At 43.5% G+C, this 16,579-nt stretch carries 17 protein-coding genes and 1 rRNA gene; 4 read left to right on the top strand and 14 right to left on the bottom strand.

Annotated elements, in window-relative coordinates; all coding sequences use genetic code 11:
- The first annotated feature begins 182 nt into the window (after positions 1–182).
- Positions 183–298, top strand: a 5S ribosomal RNA gene (rrf, locus tag AACS90_RS09535).
- A 63-nt stretch (positions 299–361) separates the two neighbouring features.
- On the opposite strand, the gene actP is transcribed toward rrf, so the two are convergent.
- The 3 genes from actP to acs all read right to left on the bottom strand — a co-directional run bounded on the left by actP (position 362) and on the right by acs (position 4,480).
- A complete protein-coding gene (gene actP / locus AACS90_RS09530; RefSeq protein ID WP_099120452.1) occupies positions 362–2,023 on the bottom strand; it encodes a cation/acetate symporter ActP in 1,662 nt (553 codons plus the stop codon).
- A complete protein-coding gene (locus AACS90_RS09525; RefSeq protein ID WP_099111057.1) occupies positions 2,020–2,331 on the bottom strand; it encodes a DUF485 domain-containing protein in 312 nt (103 codons plus the stop codon). The genes actP and AACS90_RS09525 overlap by 4 nt, the downstream gene beginning before the upstream one ends.
- A 193-nt stretch (positions 2,332–2,524) precedes the next feature.
- A complete protein-coding gene (acs, locus tag AACS90_RS09520) occupies positions 2,525–4,480 on the bottom strand; it encodes an acetate--CoA ligase (protein WP_099120451.1) in 1,956 nt (651 codons plus the stop codon).
- A gap of 391 nt (positions 4,481–4,871) precedes the next feature.
- Here acs and sodA point away from each other — a divergent pair, with 391 nt between their 5' ends.
- From sodA to yiiM, 3 genes are all read left to right on the top strand, one after another.
- Entirely contained in the window at positions 4,872–5,498 is a 627-nt protein-coding gene (sodA, locus tag AACS90_RS09515) for a superoxide dismutase [Mn] (RefSeq protein WP_099120450.1), read from the top strand.
- A gap of 115 nt (positions 5,499–5,613) precedes the next feature.
- Positions 5,614–6,036, top strand: a complete 423-nt coding sequence (locus tag AACS90_RS09510; protein WP_099120449.1) for an Exc2 family lipoprotein — start codon at positions 5,614–5,616, stop codon at positions 6,034–6,036.
- Positions 6,037–6,090: 54 nt separating this feature from the next.
- The gene (yiiM, locus tag AACS90_RS09505) at positions 6,091–6,762 is read left to right on the top strand and encodes a 6-hydroxyaminopurine reductase (RefSeq protein WP_099120448.1); all 672 of its coding nucleotides are present in this window, start codon (positions 6,091–6,093) and stop codon (positions 6,760–6,762) included.
- Positions 6,763–6,863: 101 nt separating this feature from the next.
- On the opposite strand, the gene trpS is transcribed toward yiiM, so the two are convergent.
- The 11 genes from trpS to AACS90_RS09450 all read right to left on the bottom strand — a co-directional run bounded on the left by trpS (position 6,864) and on the right by AACS90_RS09450 (position 16,530).
- A complete protein-coding gene (trpS, locus tag AACS90_RS09500; RefSeq protein ID WP_099120447.1) occupies positions 6,864–7,898 on the bottom strand; it encodes a tryptophan--tRNA ligase in 1,035 nt (344 codons plus the stop codon).
- 4 nt (positions 7,899–7,902) lie between these two features.
- Entirely contained in the window at positions 7,903–8,607 is a 705-nt protein-coding gene (locus tag AACS90_RS09495) for a phosphoglycolate phosphatase (RefSeq protein ID WP_099120446.1), read from the bottom strand.
- A gap of 14 nt (positions 8,608–8,621) precedes the next feature.
- Positions 8,622–9,296 (bottom strand): ribulose-phosphate 3-epimerase, encoded by a 675-nt coding sequence (gene rpe, locus AACS90_RS09490; protein WP_099111050.1) that lies wholly within the window; start codon positions 9,294–9,296, stop codon positions 8,622–8,624.
- A 57-nt stretch (positions 9,297–9,353) separates the two neighbouring features.
- A complete protein-coding gene (gene dam, locus AACS90_RS09485) occupies positions 9,354–10,172 on the bottom strand; it encodes an adenine-specific DNA-methyltransferase (RefSeq protein ID WP_099120445.1) in 819 nt (272 codons plus the stop codon).
- 84 nt (positions 10,173–10,256) lie between these two features.
- The gene (locus tag AACS90_RS09480) at positions 10,257–11,207 is read right to left on the bottom strand and encodes an SPOR domain-containing protein (protein WP_099120444.1); all 951 of its coding nucleotides are present in this window, start codon (positions 11,205–11,207) and stop codon (positions 10,257–10,259) included.
- A 173-nt stretch (positions 11,208–11,380) separates the two neighbouring features.
- Complete coding sequence (gene aroB, locus AACS90_RS09475; protein WP_099120443.1) at positions 11,381–12,469, bottom strand: 3-dehydroquinate synthase; 1,089 nt, start codon at positions 12,467–12,469, stop codon at positions 11,381–11,383.
- Positions 12,470–12,514: 45 nt separating this feature from the next.
- Positions 12,515–13,036, bottom strand: coding sequence for a shikimate kinase AroK (aroK, locus tag AACS90_RS09470; RefSeq protein WP_038260059.1), 522 nt, complete (start codon positions 13,034–13,036; stop codon positions 12,515–12,517).
- Positions 13,037–13,438: 402 nt separating this feature from the next.
- Positions 13,439–14,524 (bottom strand): secretin N-terminal domain-containing protein, encoded by a 1,086-nt coding sequence (locus tag AACS90_RS09465; protein WP_193757121.1) that lies wholly within the window; start codon positions 14,522–14,524, stop codon positions 13,439–13,441.
- A complete protein-coding gene (locus tag AACS90_RS09460) occupies positions 14,521–15,087 on the bottom strand; it encodes a hypothetical protein (RefSeq protein WP_099120442.1) in 567 nt (188 codons plus the stop codon). Before AACS90_RS09460 ends, AACS90_RS09465 begins: the two co-directional genes overlap by 4 nt.
- Positions 15,077–15,631 carry a PilN domain-containing protein gene (locus tag AACS90_RS09455; protein ID WP_099120441.1) on the bottom strand — a complete coding sequence of 185 codons (555 nt, stop codon included), beginning with the start codon at positions 15,629–15,631 and terminating at the stop codon, positions 15,077–15,079. Before AACS90_RS09455 ends, AACS90_RS09460 begins: the two co-directional genes overlap by 11 nt.
- Positions 15,628–16,530, bottom strand: a complete 903-nt coding sequence (locus AACS90_RS09450) for a hypothetical protein (RefSeq protein WP_099120440.1) — start codon at positions 16,528–16,530, stop codon at positions 15,628–15,630. The genes AACS90_RS09455 and AACS90_RS09450 overlap by 4 nt, the downstream gene beginning before the upstream one ends.
- Positions 16,531–16,579: the final 49 nt, after the last annotated feature.

Raw genomic sequence — 16,579 nt, 5'->3', positions numbered from 1 at the left:
CGTAGATAGGCTGGGTGTGTAAGCGTTGCGAGACGTTGAGCTAACCAGTACTAATGAACCGTGCGGCTTAACCTGACAACACCGAAGGTGTTTTGCGGGAATTGAGAGTAAAGACGCAGTTTCAGAGAAAAAGGACCCAGTAAAGACGGTCACAGCTTGTTCGAGATAACAAACCGAATTTGTCTGGCGGCAATAGCGCGGTGGTCCCACCTGACCCCATGCCGAACTCAGCAGTGAAACGCCGTAGCGCCGATGGTAGTGTGGGGTCTCCCCATGTGAGAGTAGGACACTGCCAGACATCACTTTGCCAGAGAAGCCATCCTTCACCGGATGGCTTTTTTGCATTTTAAATCTGAAGAAATTAATGTGCTTTTCCTTGTTCAATTCCAATTCCTGTCTGTGAACGCAAGAATTGTCTGCGAAACATTTCGCGTTCCTGCTGGCCTTGTTCTGATGTGTCAGTGATAGAAAAGAACCACGCACCGGCAAATGCCACAATCATGGAAAATAAAGCTGGATATTCGTAGGGATAAATGGGTTTTTCATGTCCAAGAATACTAACCCAGATTGTTGGGCCTAGGATCATGAGCACAACGGCTATTATTAACCCCAGCCACCCACCTATGAGTGCACCTCGTGTTGTCAGTTTGTTCCAGTACATTGACAGCAAAATAATCGGGAAATTACAGCTTGCTGCAATAGAGAAAGCCAGACCGACCATAAAGGCAATATTTTGTTTTTCGAATAGAATACCTAACCCAATGGCGATAACCCCGAGAAAAACAACCGTAATTTTCGAAATTCTTAATTCATCCCGTTCATTAGCCTGACCTTGTTTAATCACATTTGCATAGAGGTCATGAGAAACTGCTGAGGCACCTGCAAGTGTTAATCCCGCAACCACAGCTAAAATGGTGGCAAAGGCGACAGCAGAGATGAACCCAAGGAAGAAATCACCACCCACGGCGGTCGCAAGGTGAACAGCAGCCATATTAGTTCCACCGAGTAATGCGCCGCTACCATCTTTAAATGCAGCATTAGGGCTGACTAACAGTATTGCGCCAAATCCGATAATAAATGTCAGAATATAGAAATAGCCGATAAATCCGGTGGCATAGAAAACACTTTTACGTGCTTCTTTGGCATCATTAACGGTAAAGAATCGCATAATGATATGTGGTAAACCTGCGGTACCAAACATTAACGCTAATCCTAAAGAAAGCGCAGATATTGGGTCAGAAACTAATCCACCGGGACTCATAATTTTTTGGCCATTTGAGTGAACGGCAATAGCTTCTTTAAACAGGGTATTGAAGTTGAAATTTACGGCTTTCATGACCATCAACGCCATGAATGTGGCACCTGCCAATAACAAGATTGCTTTAATAATTTGCACCCATGTTGTTGCCAGCATTCCGCCAAACAGCACATACAGAACCATCAAAATACCAACTAAAACCACAGCGATGTAGTAATTCAGCCCAAATAACAACTCGATGAGTTTTCCTGCTCCAACCATCTGTGCAATCAGGTATAAAGCAACAACAACCAGTGAGCCTACTGCTGATAATGTACGGATTGGGCGCTGCTTTAGTCGGTAAGAAGCCACATCAGCGAATGTGTAGCGCCCCAGATTTCTTAATCGTTCTGCGATTAGGAACAAAATAATCGGCCAGCCGACAAGGAAACCAATAGAATAAATAAGTCCATCATAACCGGAGGTATAAACCAGCGCTGAAATCCCCAAAAATGATGCTGCAGACATATAATCGCCTGCAATCGCCATACCGTTTTGGAAGCCAGTGATCCGCCCGCCTGCGGTATAATAATCAGAACGTGAAATTGTCCGTTTTGATGCCCAATAAGTGATGTAGAGTGTGAACCCGACAAATAACAGGAACATGATGATTGCCTGAATATTTAAAGGTTGTTTTTCTACATTACCTGAAATGGCATCTGCTTGAGTGAGGATGGGGTAGAGGGAAGAAAATAACGCGATTGTTGATAGGACAAGTTTTCTCATTTTCTCACCTCATTGAGAATAGCTGAGGTTAAACGATCAAATTCACCGTTTGCTCTGATGACGTAAATCCCCGTTAATATAAAAGAAATAAAAATAATACCGACACCCACAGGAATACCACGAGTCATGCTGGAACCCTCATAAAGAGGTGTGCCAAGCCATCCAGGAGCAAAAGCGATGAGGAAAATAAAACCAACATAAAGTATTAACATAATGGCAGATAACAACCAGGCAAAGCGCCCACGCTTTTCAATTAACTCTTTAAAGTGAGGGTTGTTTTCGATTTCTTGATAAATATCGGTACTCATCAGGCTATCTCCTTTTAGGTATTAAAGGACGAACCTTAAACAACATTAAGGGTTGCCAGATACGGACAGCAACATTCGAGAGAATGCATGACTATCTGCCACGTCCCTGAACAGTTCTGTATTTTTGATGATGTTTACCAAGCCGCCTTGCGGCGGCGTGCATGTGTACTATATGTGCCTTATAGCATGTACATTAAGGCATCATTATGGATTGCTTTTCTTCCAATAATTTTTCCACAACGCCGGGATCAGCCAAAGTGGAAGTATCACCTAAGTTGCCAGTATCACCGGAAGCAATTTTGCGTAAAATACGCCGCATAATTTTTCCTGAACGTGTTTTTGGCAGAGAATCAGTCCAGTGCAGGATGTCCGGAGTAGCAATTGGACCGATTTCTTTGCGAACCCAGCTTCTGACTTCTGCATACAAATCAGGAGAAGGTTCTTCACCATGAATTAACGTGACATAAGCATAAATTGCCTGCCCTTTAATACGGTGTGGTATTCCGACAACAGCCGCTTCCGCAATTTTTGGATGAGCAACCAACGCAGATTCAATTTCTGCGGTTCCCAATCGGTGGCCTGAAATATTCAGCACATCATCAACACGACCGGTAATCCAGTAATAACCATCTTCATCTCGTCTGGCGCCATCGCCACTGAAATAAACGCCTTTGAAGGTAGAAAAATAGGTTTGCTCAAAACGGTCATGATCACCAAACAATGTACGAGCTTGTCCCGGCCATGAATCGGTAATGACAAGATTACCTTCACTCTCGCCACTTAAGGTTTCTCCGGTATTATCGACTATTGCCGGGCTTACGCCGAAGAATGGCAGTGTGGCTGATCCAGCTTTGAGATCGGTTGCTCCGGGCAACGGCGTGATCATGAATCCACCTGTTTCTGTTTGCCACCATGTATCGACAATAGGGCACTTACTGTTGCCTATTTTCTTGTAGTACCATTCCCAGGCTTCTGGATTGATGGGTTCACCCACTGACCCCATGATGCGTAATGATGTGCGTTTGGTGCCTTCAATGGCTTTATCCCCTTCTGCCATTAACGCTCGAATGGCTGTTGGTGCGGTATAGAGGATATTGACCTGATGTTTATCTACAACCTGACAGAGACGATTCACATCGGGATAGTTTGGCACACCTTCAAACATTAAGGTTGTTGCACCATAGGAGAGAGGGCCATAAAGCAAGTAACTATGGCCGGTTACCCAGCCTACATCAGCTGTGCACCAGTAAACTTCGCCGGGGCGGTAATCAAACGTATATTTGAATGTCAAAGATGCATAGACCAGATAACCACCAGAGGTATGTAGAACACCTTTAGGCTTACCTGTTGAACCTGATGTATAAAGAATAAATAACGGATCTTCGGCATTCATCTCTTCAGCAGGGCAATCTGAACTAATCTCTTTGGTTAATTCATGCCACCAGAGATCGCGTCCGGTATGCCAGTTTGTTGCATTATCAGTACGTTTGAAGACGACAACATTAGTCACATTTGTCACAGCCGGATTGCTTAGTGCTTCATCGACATTTTTTTTCAGCGGAACAACTCGGCCAGCTCGTAAACCTTCATTGGCTGTGATGATTAACTTCGCATTTGAATCGATAATTCGACCGGAAATTGCATCAGGAGAAAAGCCGCCGAAAATTACGGAGTGAATCGCGCCAACCCGGGCACAAGCCAGCATGGCGACAGCGGCTTCTGGCACCATTGGCATATAAATAGCGACAACATCGCCTTTTTTGACCCCGAGTTTTTTCAAGACATTGGCGAACTGGCAGACATCGTGGTATAGCTCCTGATACGTAACATGTCTGGATTCAGCCGGATTGTCTCCTTCCCAGATAATGGCAGTCTGATGGCCTCGCTCCTGTAAATGGCGGTCAAGGCAGTTAGCACTTAGGTTAAGTGTGCCATCTTCAAACCAGCGGATACTGATATGCCCGGGGTCGAAAGAGGTATTTTTCACCTTTGTATAAGGTCTTATCCAATCGACAATTTTACCTTTCTCTCCCCAGAACCCCTCAGGATCCTGTAGTGAGCGTTGATATTCTTGCAGATATTGTTGTTTGTTTATCAGGGCTGTTTCTGCGATGTCAGCAGGAATAGGGTGCTTAATTATTTGAGTCATATTTTTATCTCCTTGCAATTGTTAATACTATGTCAAAACAAGGTTAACTAAAGTGTAAGAAGAATTTTTGTTTCTTTTTTGCGCGGAAGATCACGCAATAGAGATAATGAATGTTATGAAGGGAACATTTAATGCGGTGTATTTATATAAAATATACCGTTATTCATAATCTCAATTTTGGAAAAATTAACTAACTGTTGGATTCTATTTGGTTATTTATTCTTATTTATAGATTAAATACAAAAGGAAAGGAAACCACAGTGATAACATGGAATTGATAATCATTTTCATTATCGTTTGATTCACTATAATAATCCTGTTGCTTACAAGGTGTGATCTTCATCCCCAATAAATAAAGGATGTATGTATTTTAAACAACTGGAGATTTAATATGAGTCATTCATTACCTTCCTTGCCTTATTCTTATGATGCTCTGGAACCTCACTTTGATGAACAAACGATGCTTATTCATCATACCAAGCACCATCAAACTTACGTTGCAAATACCAATACCGCACTGGAAAATTTCCCTGAACTAGCTGGTCTGGACATTGATGATCTGGTTCAGCAGCTTGACAGGATCCCGGCTGATAAACGTACTTTTATGCGTAATAACGCAGGGGGTCATTCAAATCACAGCATGTTCTGGAAGGGGCTGAAATTAGATACAACGTTATCTGGTGCTTTAAAAGTAGCGATAGAACGAGATTTTGGCAGTATTGATGCTTTCAAAACAAAATTCGAACAGGCAGCAGCAACCCGTTTTGGTTCTGGCTGGGCTTGGCTGGTACTGAAAGAAGACGGAAAACTTGAAGTTGTTTCTACTGCAAATCAGGATAGCCCATTGATGGGACAAGAAATTTCCGGTACTTCCGGTTATCCCATTTTAGGGCTAGATGTATGGGAACATGCTTACTACCTTAAATATCAAAATCGCCGCCCTGATTATATTAAGGCATTTTGGCATGTCGTAAATTGGGATGAAGCAGCAAGGCGCTACGAAGAAAAAATTAAATAATAGCTATTATCTTCATCTTTCAAAAAGTGCTGATCATAACCGTGGTCAGCATTTTTATTGGTCATAATTTTCGCTATCATTCGATTTTTTCTTGTTTCGCGATTAAAGGCACATAATGAAAAAGAACGCTGTCATAACGATTACAACCCTTATAGTATCCTCTCTACTAATGTCTGGCTGTGCACAGCCCAAAACAAGTGCCGAACGTAATGCCAAGCATTTTGTTTATGCTTCTAATGATGATTTCGACCCCAATTTCAGAACCAAAATCTACGATAGTATCGAGCTTTCAGTACCATTTTTTGAACAATTCTGGCAGTTGGGTAAGAAGGATAGAGAAGCAGGAGTGTCCCCTGAAGAGGCGCAGCAACGGGTAATTTATTTAAAAGGTGATGAATTCTTGAATTCAATTCGGAGAACATCACATTTTGAGGGTAGAGTTTATGAGAGCAGCGAAAGCCCTTCACTAAAATGGCGTAAGGCAATGTCCGAAGCTATATCTGCTACTTATATGGATGGTTATGAAGGTCGGAATTAACCGCTTGTTTTACTGACTGTCTGTTCATTATTTGTTTATTGAGGAGAAATGGAAATGTATTACCCGCAGATATATAGAGGAAAAATAATCTCCTCCGAGAAATTGGGATCCTCTGCAATCAATAAGCTGCTGGTAAATGGCAGTTTACAGCTTACTTCTCTGGGACTGGAAGGTGATGAACAGGCAGAAGCCCGTTTTCATGGCGGGCCGGATCGTGCACTTTGCCATTATCCGATGGAACATTATCTATTTTGGAAAAGGCAATTTCCTGAATTAATGGAATTATTTGTCCCCCCGCTCTTTGGTGAAAATATATCAACGGAAGGGATGACAGAAGAGAGTGTTTATATCGGAGACATTTTCCAGTGGGGAGAGGCAATTATTCAGGTAACTCAGCCCCGTTCTCCTTGTTATAAACTTAATATCATTACCGGTATTGAGAATTTTGCTGCCATCATGCAGGACAGAGGCTATTGCGGCTGGCTATACCGCGTGATCTCTTCAGGTGTAACCTGTGCGGGTGAACCAATAAAACTTCTCAGTCGGAATAGTGATGTTTCTGTGAAAGAAGCTATTTCCATTGCTTTCCATAGCCCATTTGATGAAGAACAATATCGTCGTTTAATGGGAGCTGCCGGGCAATCTGCCAGCTGGAATCTTACGATGCAAAAGAGGATATTACTTGGAAAAATAGAGAATTTTAGTCACCGCTTATTTGGAAAATAAGTAACTTTCTATTTTTAAACAGGTATTCAATTGTTTGTTACTTAAGCCATGTATATATGCCAAAGGGTCAGCGTTAATAACCCTTTGACATGTAACGACTATTACGGATGGGTAATAAACCCAATTGCTTCATAAACCTTATTCAGGGTTTCCTGAGCACGAGCCTGTGCTTTTGCTGCCCCTTCTGCCATGACTTGGTTAAGCAGAGCTTCATCATTACGGAAATGGTGATAACGCTCCTGCAAGTCAGCCAGCATTTCACACACTGCGTCTGCAACCGCACCTTTCAGGTGGCCGTACATTTTTCCTTCGAACTCGGCTTCCAATTCAGGGATGGTTTTGCCTGTTACACCTGACAGGATATCCAGCAGATTGGAAACACCCGGTTTGTTTTCCAAATCATAGCGGACACGAGGTGGCTCTTCAGAATCGGTGACTGCACGTTTGATTTTCTTGGCAACAGATTTCGGGTCTTCCAACAGAGCAATGACATTATTGCGGTTATCATCAGACTTCGACATTTTCTTGTTCGGCTCTTGTAATGACATGACACGAGCGCCTTCTTTCGGAATGAAAGGTTCCGGGATCGTGAAAATCTCACCGTAAAGAGCATTGAAACGTTGTGCCAAATCACGAGTCAATTCAAGGTGTTGTTTCTGATCAATACCTACAGGGATCTGATTAGCCTGATAAAGCAAAATGTCAGCAGCCATCAGGACAGGATAGTTAAACAGACCCGCGTTAATATTTTCAGGGAAACGGGCGGACTTATCCTTAAACTGTGTCATGCGGCTGAGTTCGCCGAAATAAGTATAACAATTCAGTGCCCAGGCTAGCTGGTTATGCTGAGGTACGTGTGATTGTACGAAAATAGTGCTTTTCTTTGGATCGATACCACAGGCAAGGTAAAGTGCCAGCGTATCCAGCGTGCGTTTTTTCAGTTCTTCAGGATCCTGACGTACGGTAATACTGTGCTGGTTAACAATACAATAGATGCAATCATATTCATCCTGCATCTGAACCCACTGACGTAACGCTCCCATGTAGTTACCGATGGTCAATTCACCGGAAGGTTGTGCGCCGCTGAATACAATAGGTTTCTGTGTTTTTGGTTTCGTTGCTGTGGGTTCGTTCATTTTATTACGCTTCCTGTAAGTTCAAAGTTGGTAATCCAATTGTTGGTAGTAAATCCGGGAAATTGTCTAGTACATAATCCGGGTGATTTAATGCTATTGATTCCCCATAGTTATATCCATAGGTTAAGCCAACACAAGGGCAGCCTGCCGCCTGTGCAGCCAAAATATCATTACGGGAATCACCAACAAAAAGCAATTCATCTTTATTTAAACCAAACATGCCCATTGTCAGATACAGTGGCGCCGGGTGAGGTTTTTTCTGTTTAACATCGTCTCCTCCCAGTACCAGTGAAAAGTATTGACTAATACCAAGAGATTCCAGTAATGGAGCAATAAAAGGTGTCGGCTTATTAGTAATAATCGCCATCGGCAGGTTGTGTTTTGCCAGCTCAGCCAGAGTTTCTTTGACATGAGGAAACAGTTTGCTGCCCGTCGTGACGGTAGTTTCATAGAATTTATCGAACAGACTGCGGGTTTCACTGAACAGCTCAGGGGAAAACTCTCCGACAGCCCATTTCAGGGCACGTTCAACCATGATGTCCGCGCCATTACCCACCCACACAGCAACGCGTTCTTTGCCTGCTGCGGGCAGACCTTTGGTGAGTAAGGCCTGATCCAGAGCATCTGCCAGCCCACCGGCGCTGTCTACCAGCGTTCCATCCAGATCGAATGCAATGGCCTGAATTGCTTGTACTACATTTTTTTTCATCATGTTGCCTGTCGTTATGCCACTGTTGATAACTCACTGCGCATTTCATCAATGACTGCTTTATAGTCAGGCTGACTGAAAATAGCAGAGCCTGCAACGAACATATCTGCACCAGCCTGAGCGGCCGCAGCGATGTTGTTGGCTTTGATACCACCATCAATTTCGAGACGGATATCATAGCCGCTTTCATCGATAATTTTACGGACATGACGTAATTTATGTAGGGTTTCTGGAATGAAAGACTGACCGCCGAAACCCGGGTTAACTGACATCAATAGAATAACGTCGAGTTTATCCAGTACATAATCCAGATAGCTGAGAGGTGTTGCCGGATTGAATACCAGACCAGCTTTACAGCCATGATCTTTAATCAGCTGTAGTGTCCGGTGAATATGTTCACTCGCTTCGGGATGGAAAGTGATATAGGTTGCACCGGCCTTAGCAAAATCGGGGATAATGCGATCTACAGGCTTCACCATCAGATGAACATCAATGGGAGCGGTAATGCCATAATCGCGCAGTGCCTGACAGACCATCGGGCCAATTGTCAGGTTTGGTACGTAATGGTTATCCATAACGTCAAAATGCACAACATCAGCACCGGCAGCCAGCACCTTTGCGGTATCTTCACCCAGACGGGCGAAATCTGCAGATAGAATGGATGGGGCAATCAGAAAATCTTTCTTCATTATTCTCTTCTCCAATTCATTGTTTATCCCCGTTATTTCAGGGGCAGGAAACCTCAATCACTTCTGGCAGTATAACGCCAAAAGTTCATCAACTTTACTGCGGGCAAGAATATTTCTACTTATTGTCCGGCGGGCTTTAACAATGTAAAGGGAAGCATGATTATACCATTCACGTGTCATCGGCGTGTCATGGTTGGATATGAGCACCGGAATACCATGTTGAGACGAAAGATTATAGGCAAGTCGCGCCAGATTTTCTTGGTCTGTCAGGTTAAAACTATTTGTATGGTAGGCTGTAAAATTTGCGGTTGCTGAAAGAGGAGCATATGGCGGGTCGCAGTAAACCACTGAACCTTTTGGGACATTAGTTAATGCAACTTCATAATGCTGGCAGATAAAAGCAGCCTTCTTAGATTTTTCAGCGAACCAATACAGCTCATCTTCCGGAAAATAAGGTTTTTTATAGCGTCCGAAAGGAACATTAAACTCGCCGCGTAAATTATAGCGACACAGGCCGTTATAGCAGTGACGGTTAAGATACAGAAACAACACGCTGCGATGGAATGGATCTTTGCTTTTGTTGAACTCTTCTCTCAGGCGATAGAAGGTTTCAGACGTATTGTATGCTGGTGAAAATAAGGGACGGACATGATCAATAAACTCATCCGCACGAAATTTTACCGTATCGTACAGATTGATCAGATCACTATTGATATCTGATAAGAGATAAGAATCATAATCGGTATTCAGGAATACCGAGCCTGCGCCAACAAATGGCTCAACTAAGCGATCGCCCTCTGGCAGATGACGTTTAATATCATCCACCAAGGGGTATTTTCCACCGGCCCATTTTAAGAAAGCGCGTTTTTTTTTCATGCCGTCAATAAAGTATTCAATAATTTCAGAGTCGCAGATTGTACTCTGTTTAGGACAGCATATCAGCGCCTAATCAAAATAGTTTTATTTTTTCAGATCTTGATGAACCTGTTGTAGTTTTCTTACCCAGGGTTTTTGTGTCCGAACGTCTACAGGGAGTGAGGCAATCGCTTTTTTGGCGTCAGAAGCGGAATTGTAGCTACCGTAGATCAAAATAAACCATGTCTTATCATTACGTTTAGTTTCATAAACTTTGTAATGGGAAAGGTTATTCTTTTTCGCAAAAGCAATCAAGGTATCCGGGCGACTGGCGCTGCTTAACTGGAGTGTAAACCGATTTGCCGGTACTTTGAGTAGGTCTTCACCGATACTTGCAGTACTTTGCTTATTTGTCTGATGGTCAGTCGTTGCGGGTTTTGTGGCGACCTTATGTTGTTTTTCGGTTTTTTGCTGTTCAACCGGTGTTACTGTCGTCTGCTTTACACGGCTCTGTTGTGGTGCCGGTTGTGAGGACGGCTGGTTTTCCTGTTCCGTATTTTTTTGTACCGCATTGTTGATATTGCTCTGTTGCTGATTCAAAGCATCAGAAATATCACCGGGTAATTCGATACGTTGGTTGTAGCCTCCTGTTCCGCTGGTCGGGGAAAGGTTCTGGCTAGGGGTACTGCTGATTGGCGGCATGCCGATTTCATGCGGATGGTCAGTGGCAGAAGTTGCAGATGTGGATGGTGCTTCCTGTGTGCTATTTTGCTCATTGTCGGAAGATGATGAAGTGCCGGATAGATTAATACTTTTCTCGACTGAATTTGATGACTGCTGCTTTTCATGTTCTGTTGGCGATTTCAGGGCAGAACTGATAGCGATAATGAGCAGTAGAAGAACAAGGATACCGGCTCCAATCATCATTTGTTGACGGGATATTGCCAGTTTTGGATTCTGCTTCTGAGGGCGTGATCGCTGAGGAGGACGATCAGATGTATCGGGTTTAAACTCGTTTTCTGTTTTTTGTTTATTTTCTGATTTTAATTCGTCCATATGCCCTCCCAGCTGAGATAATACTGCCAATTGCTATGTGACTAATAATAGAATTATAGGTTTGGCGACCTGACCTAACTGAAGCTGTTCACATTATACCCATTATTTGAAAAATCTATCGGATATATCTATCAATGTAGCTATTTTATAGCAAACAGCCAGAAAATTAGGGATCATTCACGACAACGTCGGATGGCATTTAATATGACATCGGTGCTGATATCAGAACGAAGTTCTGCTTTCCCGATAGCTGTGGGTAATACCAGCCGAAGCTTGCCCGCAGTGACTTTTTTATCGCGCATCATATGAGGTAAATAATTTTCAGGAGGCATTTCTGACGGGCCATGTACAGGCAGTTTTGCTCTTTCCAGCAGGCTGATAATGCGCTGTGTATCCTGACCGGAGAATGAGCCAACAAGTTCAGAAGCCCGTGCAGCCATGACCATCCCTGCTGCGACTGCTTGCCCGTGCAGCCAGACTCCGTATCCCATTTCAGCTTCAATCGCATGCCCGAAAGTATGGCCGAGATTTAATAAAGCCCGCATACCTGAGCGTTCATGCTCATCGGCTGCAACAACAAGGGCTTTCAGCTCACAGCAACGACGAATGCAGTAAGCCATAGCCTGATGATCGAGATCCAATAATTTTTCGATATTGCCTTCAAGCCAGTCGAAAAATTCACTGTCCAGAATCACGCCATATTTGATCACTTCAGCCAGCCCTGCATACAGCTCTTGGGCTGGCAGGGTATTTAAGCAGTTGAGATCAATGACCACAGAGGCGGGCTGGTAAAACGCCCCAATCATGTTTTTTCCGAGGGGGTGGTTGACTCCGGTTTTTCCACCAACAGAAGAGTCAACCTGAGAAAGTAGAGTGGTGGGCACCTGAATGAAACGGGTGCCGCGCTGATAGCTGGCAGCAGCAAACCCCGTCATATCACCGATGACACCACCACCGAGAGCGATAAGCGTTGTGTCCCGAGCATGATTATTTTCCAGTAAGGCCGAAAATATATCATTGAGCACAAAAAGTGATTTGTATTGTTCACCGTCAGGTAAGATAACTTCATTCACCCGAAGGCCCATATTCAGCAATGTGGATTTCACCTGTTCAAGATACAGGGGAGCCAGTGTTTCATTGGTCACTATCATGACCTGCTGACCAGATTGCAGGGGCCTGAATGCTTCACTGCTCGAAAACAGCCCTTGGGCGATGGTAATTGGATAGCTTCTTTCACCTAACGTAACAATCACTTGTTCCATATCAGCTTTCGCCTTATTTTTTGCAACGGATTGAATCCGCGGAAATTAATTTTTTTCCAATAATTCAATAATTTGATTAGCTACAACTTTGGCGCTTTGCTCATCTGTACGTATTGTCAGGTCAGCAATTTCCTCATACAGAGGATTGCGCTCATCAGCCAGATTTTCTAAAACTTCACGTGCTGGTGCATCAACTTGAAGTAAAGGGCGTTTTTTGTCGCGCTGGGTACGAGCTAACTGTTTTTCGATAGTTGTTTCTAAATAGACGACAACACCACGGGCAGACAGACGATTGCGGGTTTCTTTTGACTTAACAGAACCCCCCCCAGTTGCCAATACAATGCCTTGTTTCTCAGTCAGTTCGTTAATTATTTTTTCTTCGCGTTCACGGAAGCCTTCTTCGCCTTCCACATCGAATACCCAGCCCACGTCAGCTCCGGTACGTCGCTCAATTTCTTGATCGGAGTCGTAAAACTCCATATTGAGTTGCTGAGCTAACTGACGACCAATAGTGCTTTTGCCGGCACCCATAGGCCCAACCAGAAAGATATTGCGTTTCTCTGCCATGTTTTTGGTATTACTAAGACTATTTGTTAATGATAACCCGCCCCGCCAATCAGATTAGCCGCGGGACCTAAACTGAAACCTCATGAGTGAAATGTGAGATCAGATGGAAAAATTATCTCAGCACATCAGCCTATATTGCAACTATATAAATCAGCACGAACCGATTGAATCGGGTTCATGCTTTTTTTCTGGCTGACTGTAACCCTACCCATGAATATTTTGGTAGGCTTTTGCTGGTAATGAGAGACCTGCTCACTCAATTAGATAATCCTTGTATGCTAAATTGCCCTCAGCGTCAAATCCATAAACAGGTCAGACCAAGGAAAATGGCTGATAATCGGGCGATAAAATCACATATGCTGCATTTAACCAACTGATAAATATATCTATATTTTAATGTGATTAAATATCAGTCAATTGAGGTGTAATAAAAATTACGAGCTCCCTTCGGCTATGTCGTTCTCCCTGTTGGTTAAATAATGCTCCCAATATAGGAATTTCTGACAAGTAGGGCACTTTTTGCAGACTGGCGCCTTTTTTCTGTTGAAAAATACCGCCCAAAATAAGCGTTTCACCATTTCTAACGGTAACTTGTGTCATTATTTCTTGTTTATCAATCGCCAGATTTTCATTTCCGCCCTGATTAATGGGAAGGCCGGGCGCATTCTGGCTGATCTTGAGTATTAACCGGATTTTTCCGTTTTTTAAAATGTGTGGAGTGACCTCCATTCCCAATACGGCCTCTTTAAACTGAATCGTTGTTTTATCCTTATTTTGTACGATATAAGGAATATCAGAACCCTGTTTGATACTGGCAGGTTGCTGATGTGAGGCTGTCAGTCGTGGGCTGGCAATGATATCCAGTTGATTTTCTTGTTCTAATGCACTGAGTTCCATTTCCAGCAGAGTGGCATGGATACGGGCTGCATTTAGCACTAAACGATGGCTCTGGCTACCTGCAGGCTGATGCAGGTTCAGTCGGTTAAACCCCAGTGCCCGATTTAGTGGATCGGCGGTCATGCCCCAGTGAATACCTAATTCATGCAATGCTTCTCTACTGCTGGTGACAATATGCGCTGTAATTTGTACTTGTTGTTGTGGAGTGTCCACTTCTTTCAGCCAGTTTTTGATGCGAGTAATAGCATCAAATTTATCTTCTAATATCAGGCTGTTTGTTAAAGCATCATGTTCTACTTTTCCCCATTTTGTCAGCAACGCTGGGGTATTTTTTTGCAATTGTTCTGTTATTTTTCCTGCATCAGCGTATTGCAGGGTAATAACCTGATATTCGATTTCCTGATCATCCTGTTCTGACTGATGGAACTCCGTTGCTTCATCTGCCGTATTTTCATTGATAGGGTCGTGTGGCGGCTGGAAAGGATCTCTGACATTTATGGAAAAAGCCGTTTCTTCCGGTTCAGTATCTTCAGCACAACTGAAAAAGGATAAAAACAGGAGAGCCAGTAAGGTGTAAACACAATTCTTCATTGCTGCTTTTCCTCATAATTTATATTTTCCTCATGACTCATATCTGCCAGTACCATGCGGACGGTCAGGCTATTATCGGCGGGGGTGATTGTGAGGTGTTTAATCAGCAATAATGGCCGCAACTGCTGAATTTCACTCAGAAAGCGGAGTAATTGCTCATAGGTCAGTGACAATATGATATGCCATAAAACCTGATGACCTTCTTTGTGGCTTTTCCATTCCATCAGTTGGCTGCCGGAACGGGTTAAAGGCTGGTGGAGGCGTTTAAGTACCGTAGCTTTCGGGGATGATATCATGTGGCTATTTGAGTCGAGATTAGCGGTTATCTGTTGGATCTGCTGATGGAGTTCGGTTAAGTCCGGTAGTTCGGAAAAACGGGTTTGAGATAATGTAATATCATTTTTCTGTTCTGCCATTTTGGAGCGAAAAGAATGAATGGCATCTTTATTTTCCTGCCAGACAAAAAAATAGAACCCCAAAATAAGAGGAACGATCACCAATTGCTGTAATAAAAATAATTGCCATGCAGGGCGAAATAACCACACCAGATAATTATTTTTCATTACTGTTCCCCATCAACCACTCAGCATCAATGGTAAATACCCGGAGATAGTCTTCAGATGTCGTTGTCATTTTTTTCAATTGGACATTGATAAGTGAAATATTGCCTGTCAGGTTATCCAATAAATCAGAAACATCTTCATAACTCTGGCTATTAGCAGCAAAAACTAATTGGCCGGAATCATCGCTGAATGTGGTTAGCCAGCTTTTTTCCGGTAATAAGTGAGGAAGCTGGCGAAATAGCTGTAAATATCGCTGGTTCTGCTCCATGAATAACTTTTTTTTCCTTAATTGTTGAGCCAGTTGTTGTTGCTGATGAACAGCCTGCTCTGTTTCACTGATAGTTTGTTTTAATTGCGCAAGTTGGTAGTTATTTTCAGTAAATTGGTTTTGATATTGTCCAATTTGTTGTTTTTGCTCTATTGAAATGATTACCAGAGCGGCAATCCACAGGAACAGTTGCAACCCGAGGAACAGCCCCCATTTATGACTCCGACGTTTAAGTCTTGCCTGTCGCCAGGGTAGAAAATTCACCTGATGCATCATTGGTCATCCGGTCGTAGTGCTAATCCTGCCGCTATCATGAAAGCACCGATGTTTTCCGGTATTGGGGGCTGGTAATGGCAAAATGCTGACAGTAGGTGCCAGACCTGAACGGATCCTGCTGGCGAGGCCTGCTGCTTTATGGGAGTAAGGCTGGTGGGTTGTTCATCACTGTAATAAATCGGGTAATTTTCCCTGTCCGGAGTAATGGGGAGCTGGTTAATGACCTGTGTCAGACTGGCATGAGACTGAGTTGATACCAGCCCATAACTGAAAGGCAGGCTCGCCGGGGCCAGCCATAACCAGTCAGTTTTGCGTTGATGAACCAGCCAGCTGTTACCGGGTATTCCGGCAAATTCGGCTACATAGCGTAATGCGCAGGGGGCAATATCGATGGCATCGGGTGATAAACCGACTTCTGCGAGCAGGCTGAGCCAGAAATTAAGGTCTTTTTGGCGGGTAGCACTTATACAGATTTGTTGCCCATGTACCCGATAATCGAGAGCCAGATCAGTGGTAGGGAATTGCTTTTCGGCATTAGCACGGACAAACCAACCGAGTTCCGGCTCCTGTAATGAGATGTGCTGAGGCAGAGGAATTTGTTTCTGTAATGTTTGTTGAACAGGTAGTGCCAGCCTTAATTTAACCTTGTTAGGTAATATTTGCCGCCACTGCGTTAAAATTTTGCGTAATTTTTCTGGGTACTGTAACCATCCCCCTGAGATAGGGGTGTTTGGTACCTTATTTAATAAGGGAGTTTCACCAAATGACGGTGTTTCATTAAATAAAGAGTAGTGCCAGCAGTGCCGGAATTGCCAGCCGTGACGGCGTTTAGTGGCGGCAAGCGCACGAATGTAATGATTATGGATATCCAGGCCGATATACCATTTAGCTGGGTACATATAGTGATTTCCTTATCAGTGATTAGTAATTAATGAAAGGTCATATTCA

This window comes from Xenorhabdus sp. KK7.4 (assembly GCF_963876465.1).
GTDB classification, from domain to species: Bacteria; Pseudomonadota; Gammaproteobacteria; order Enterobacterales; family Enterobacteriaceae; genus Xenorhabdus; species Xenorhabdus stockiae.
This window is presented reverse-complemented; position numbering and strand designations above follow the sequence as displayed.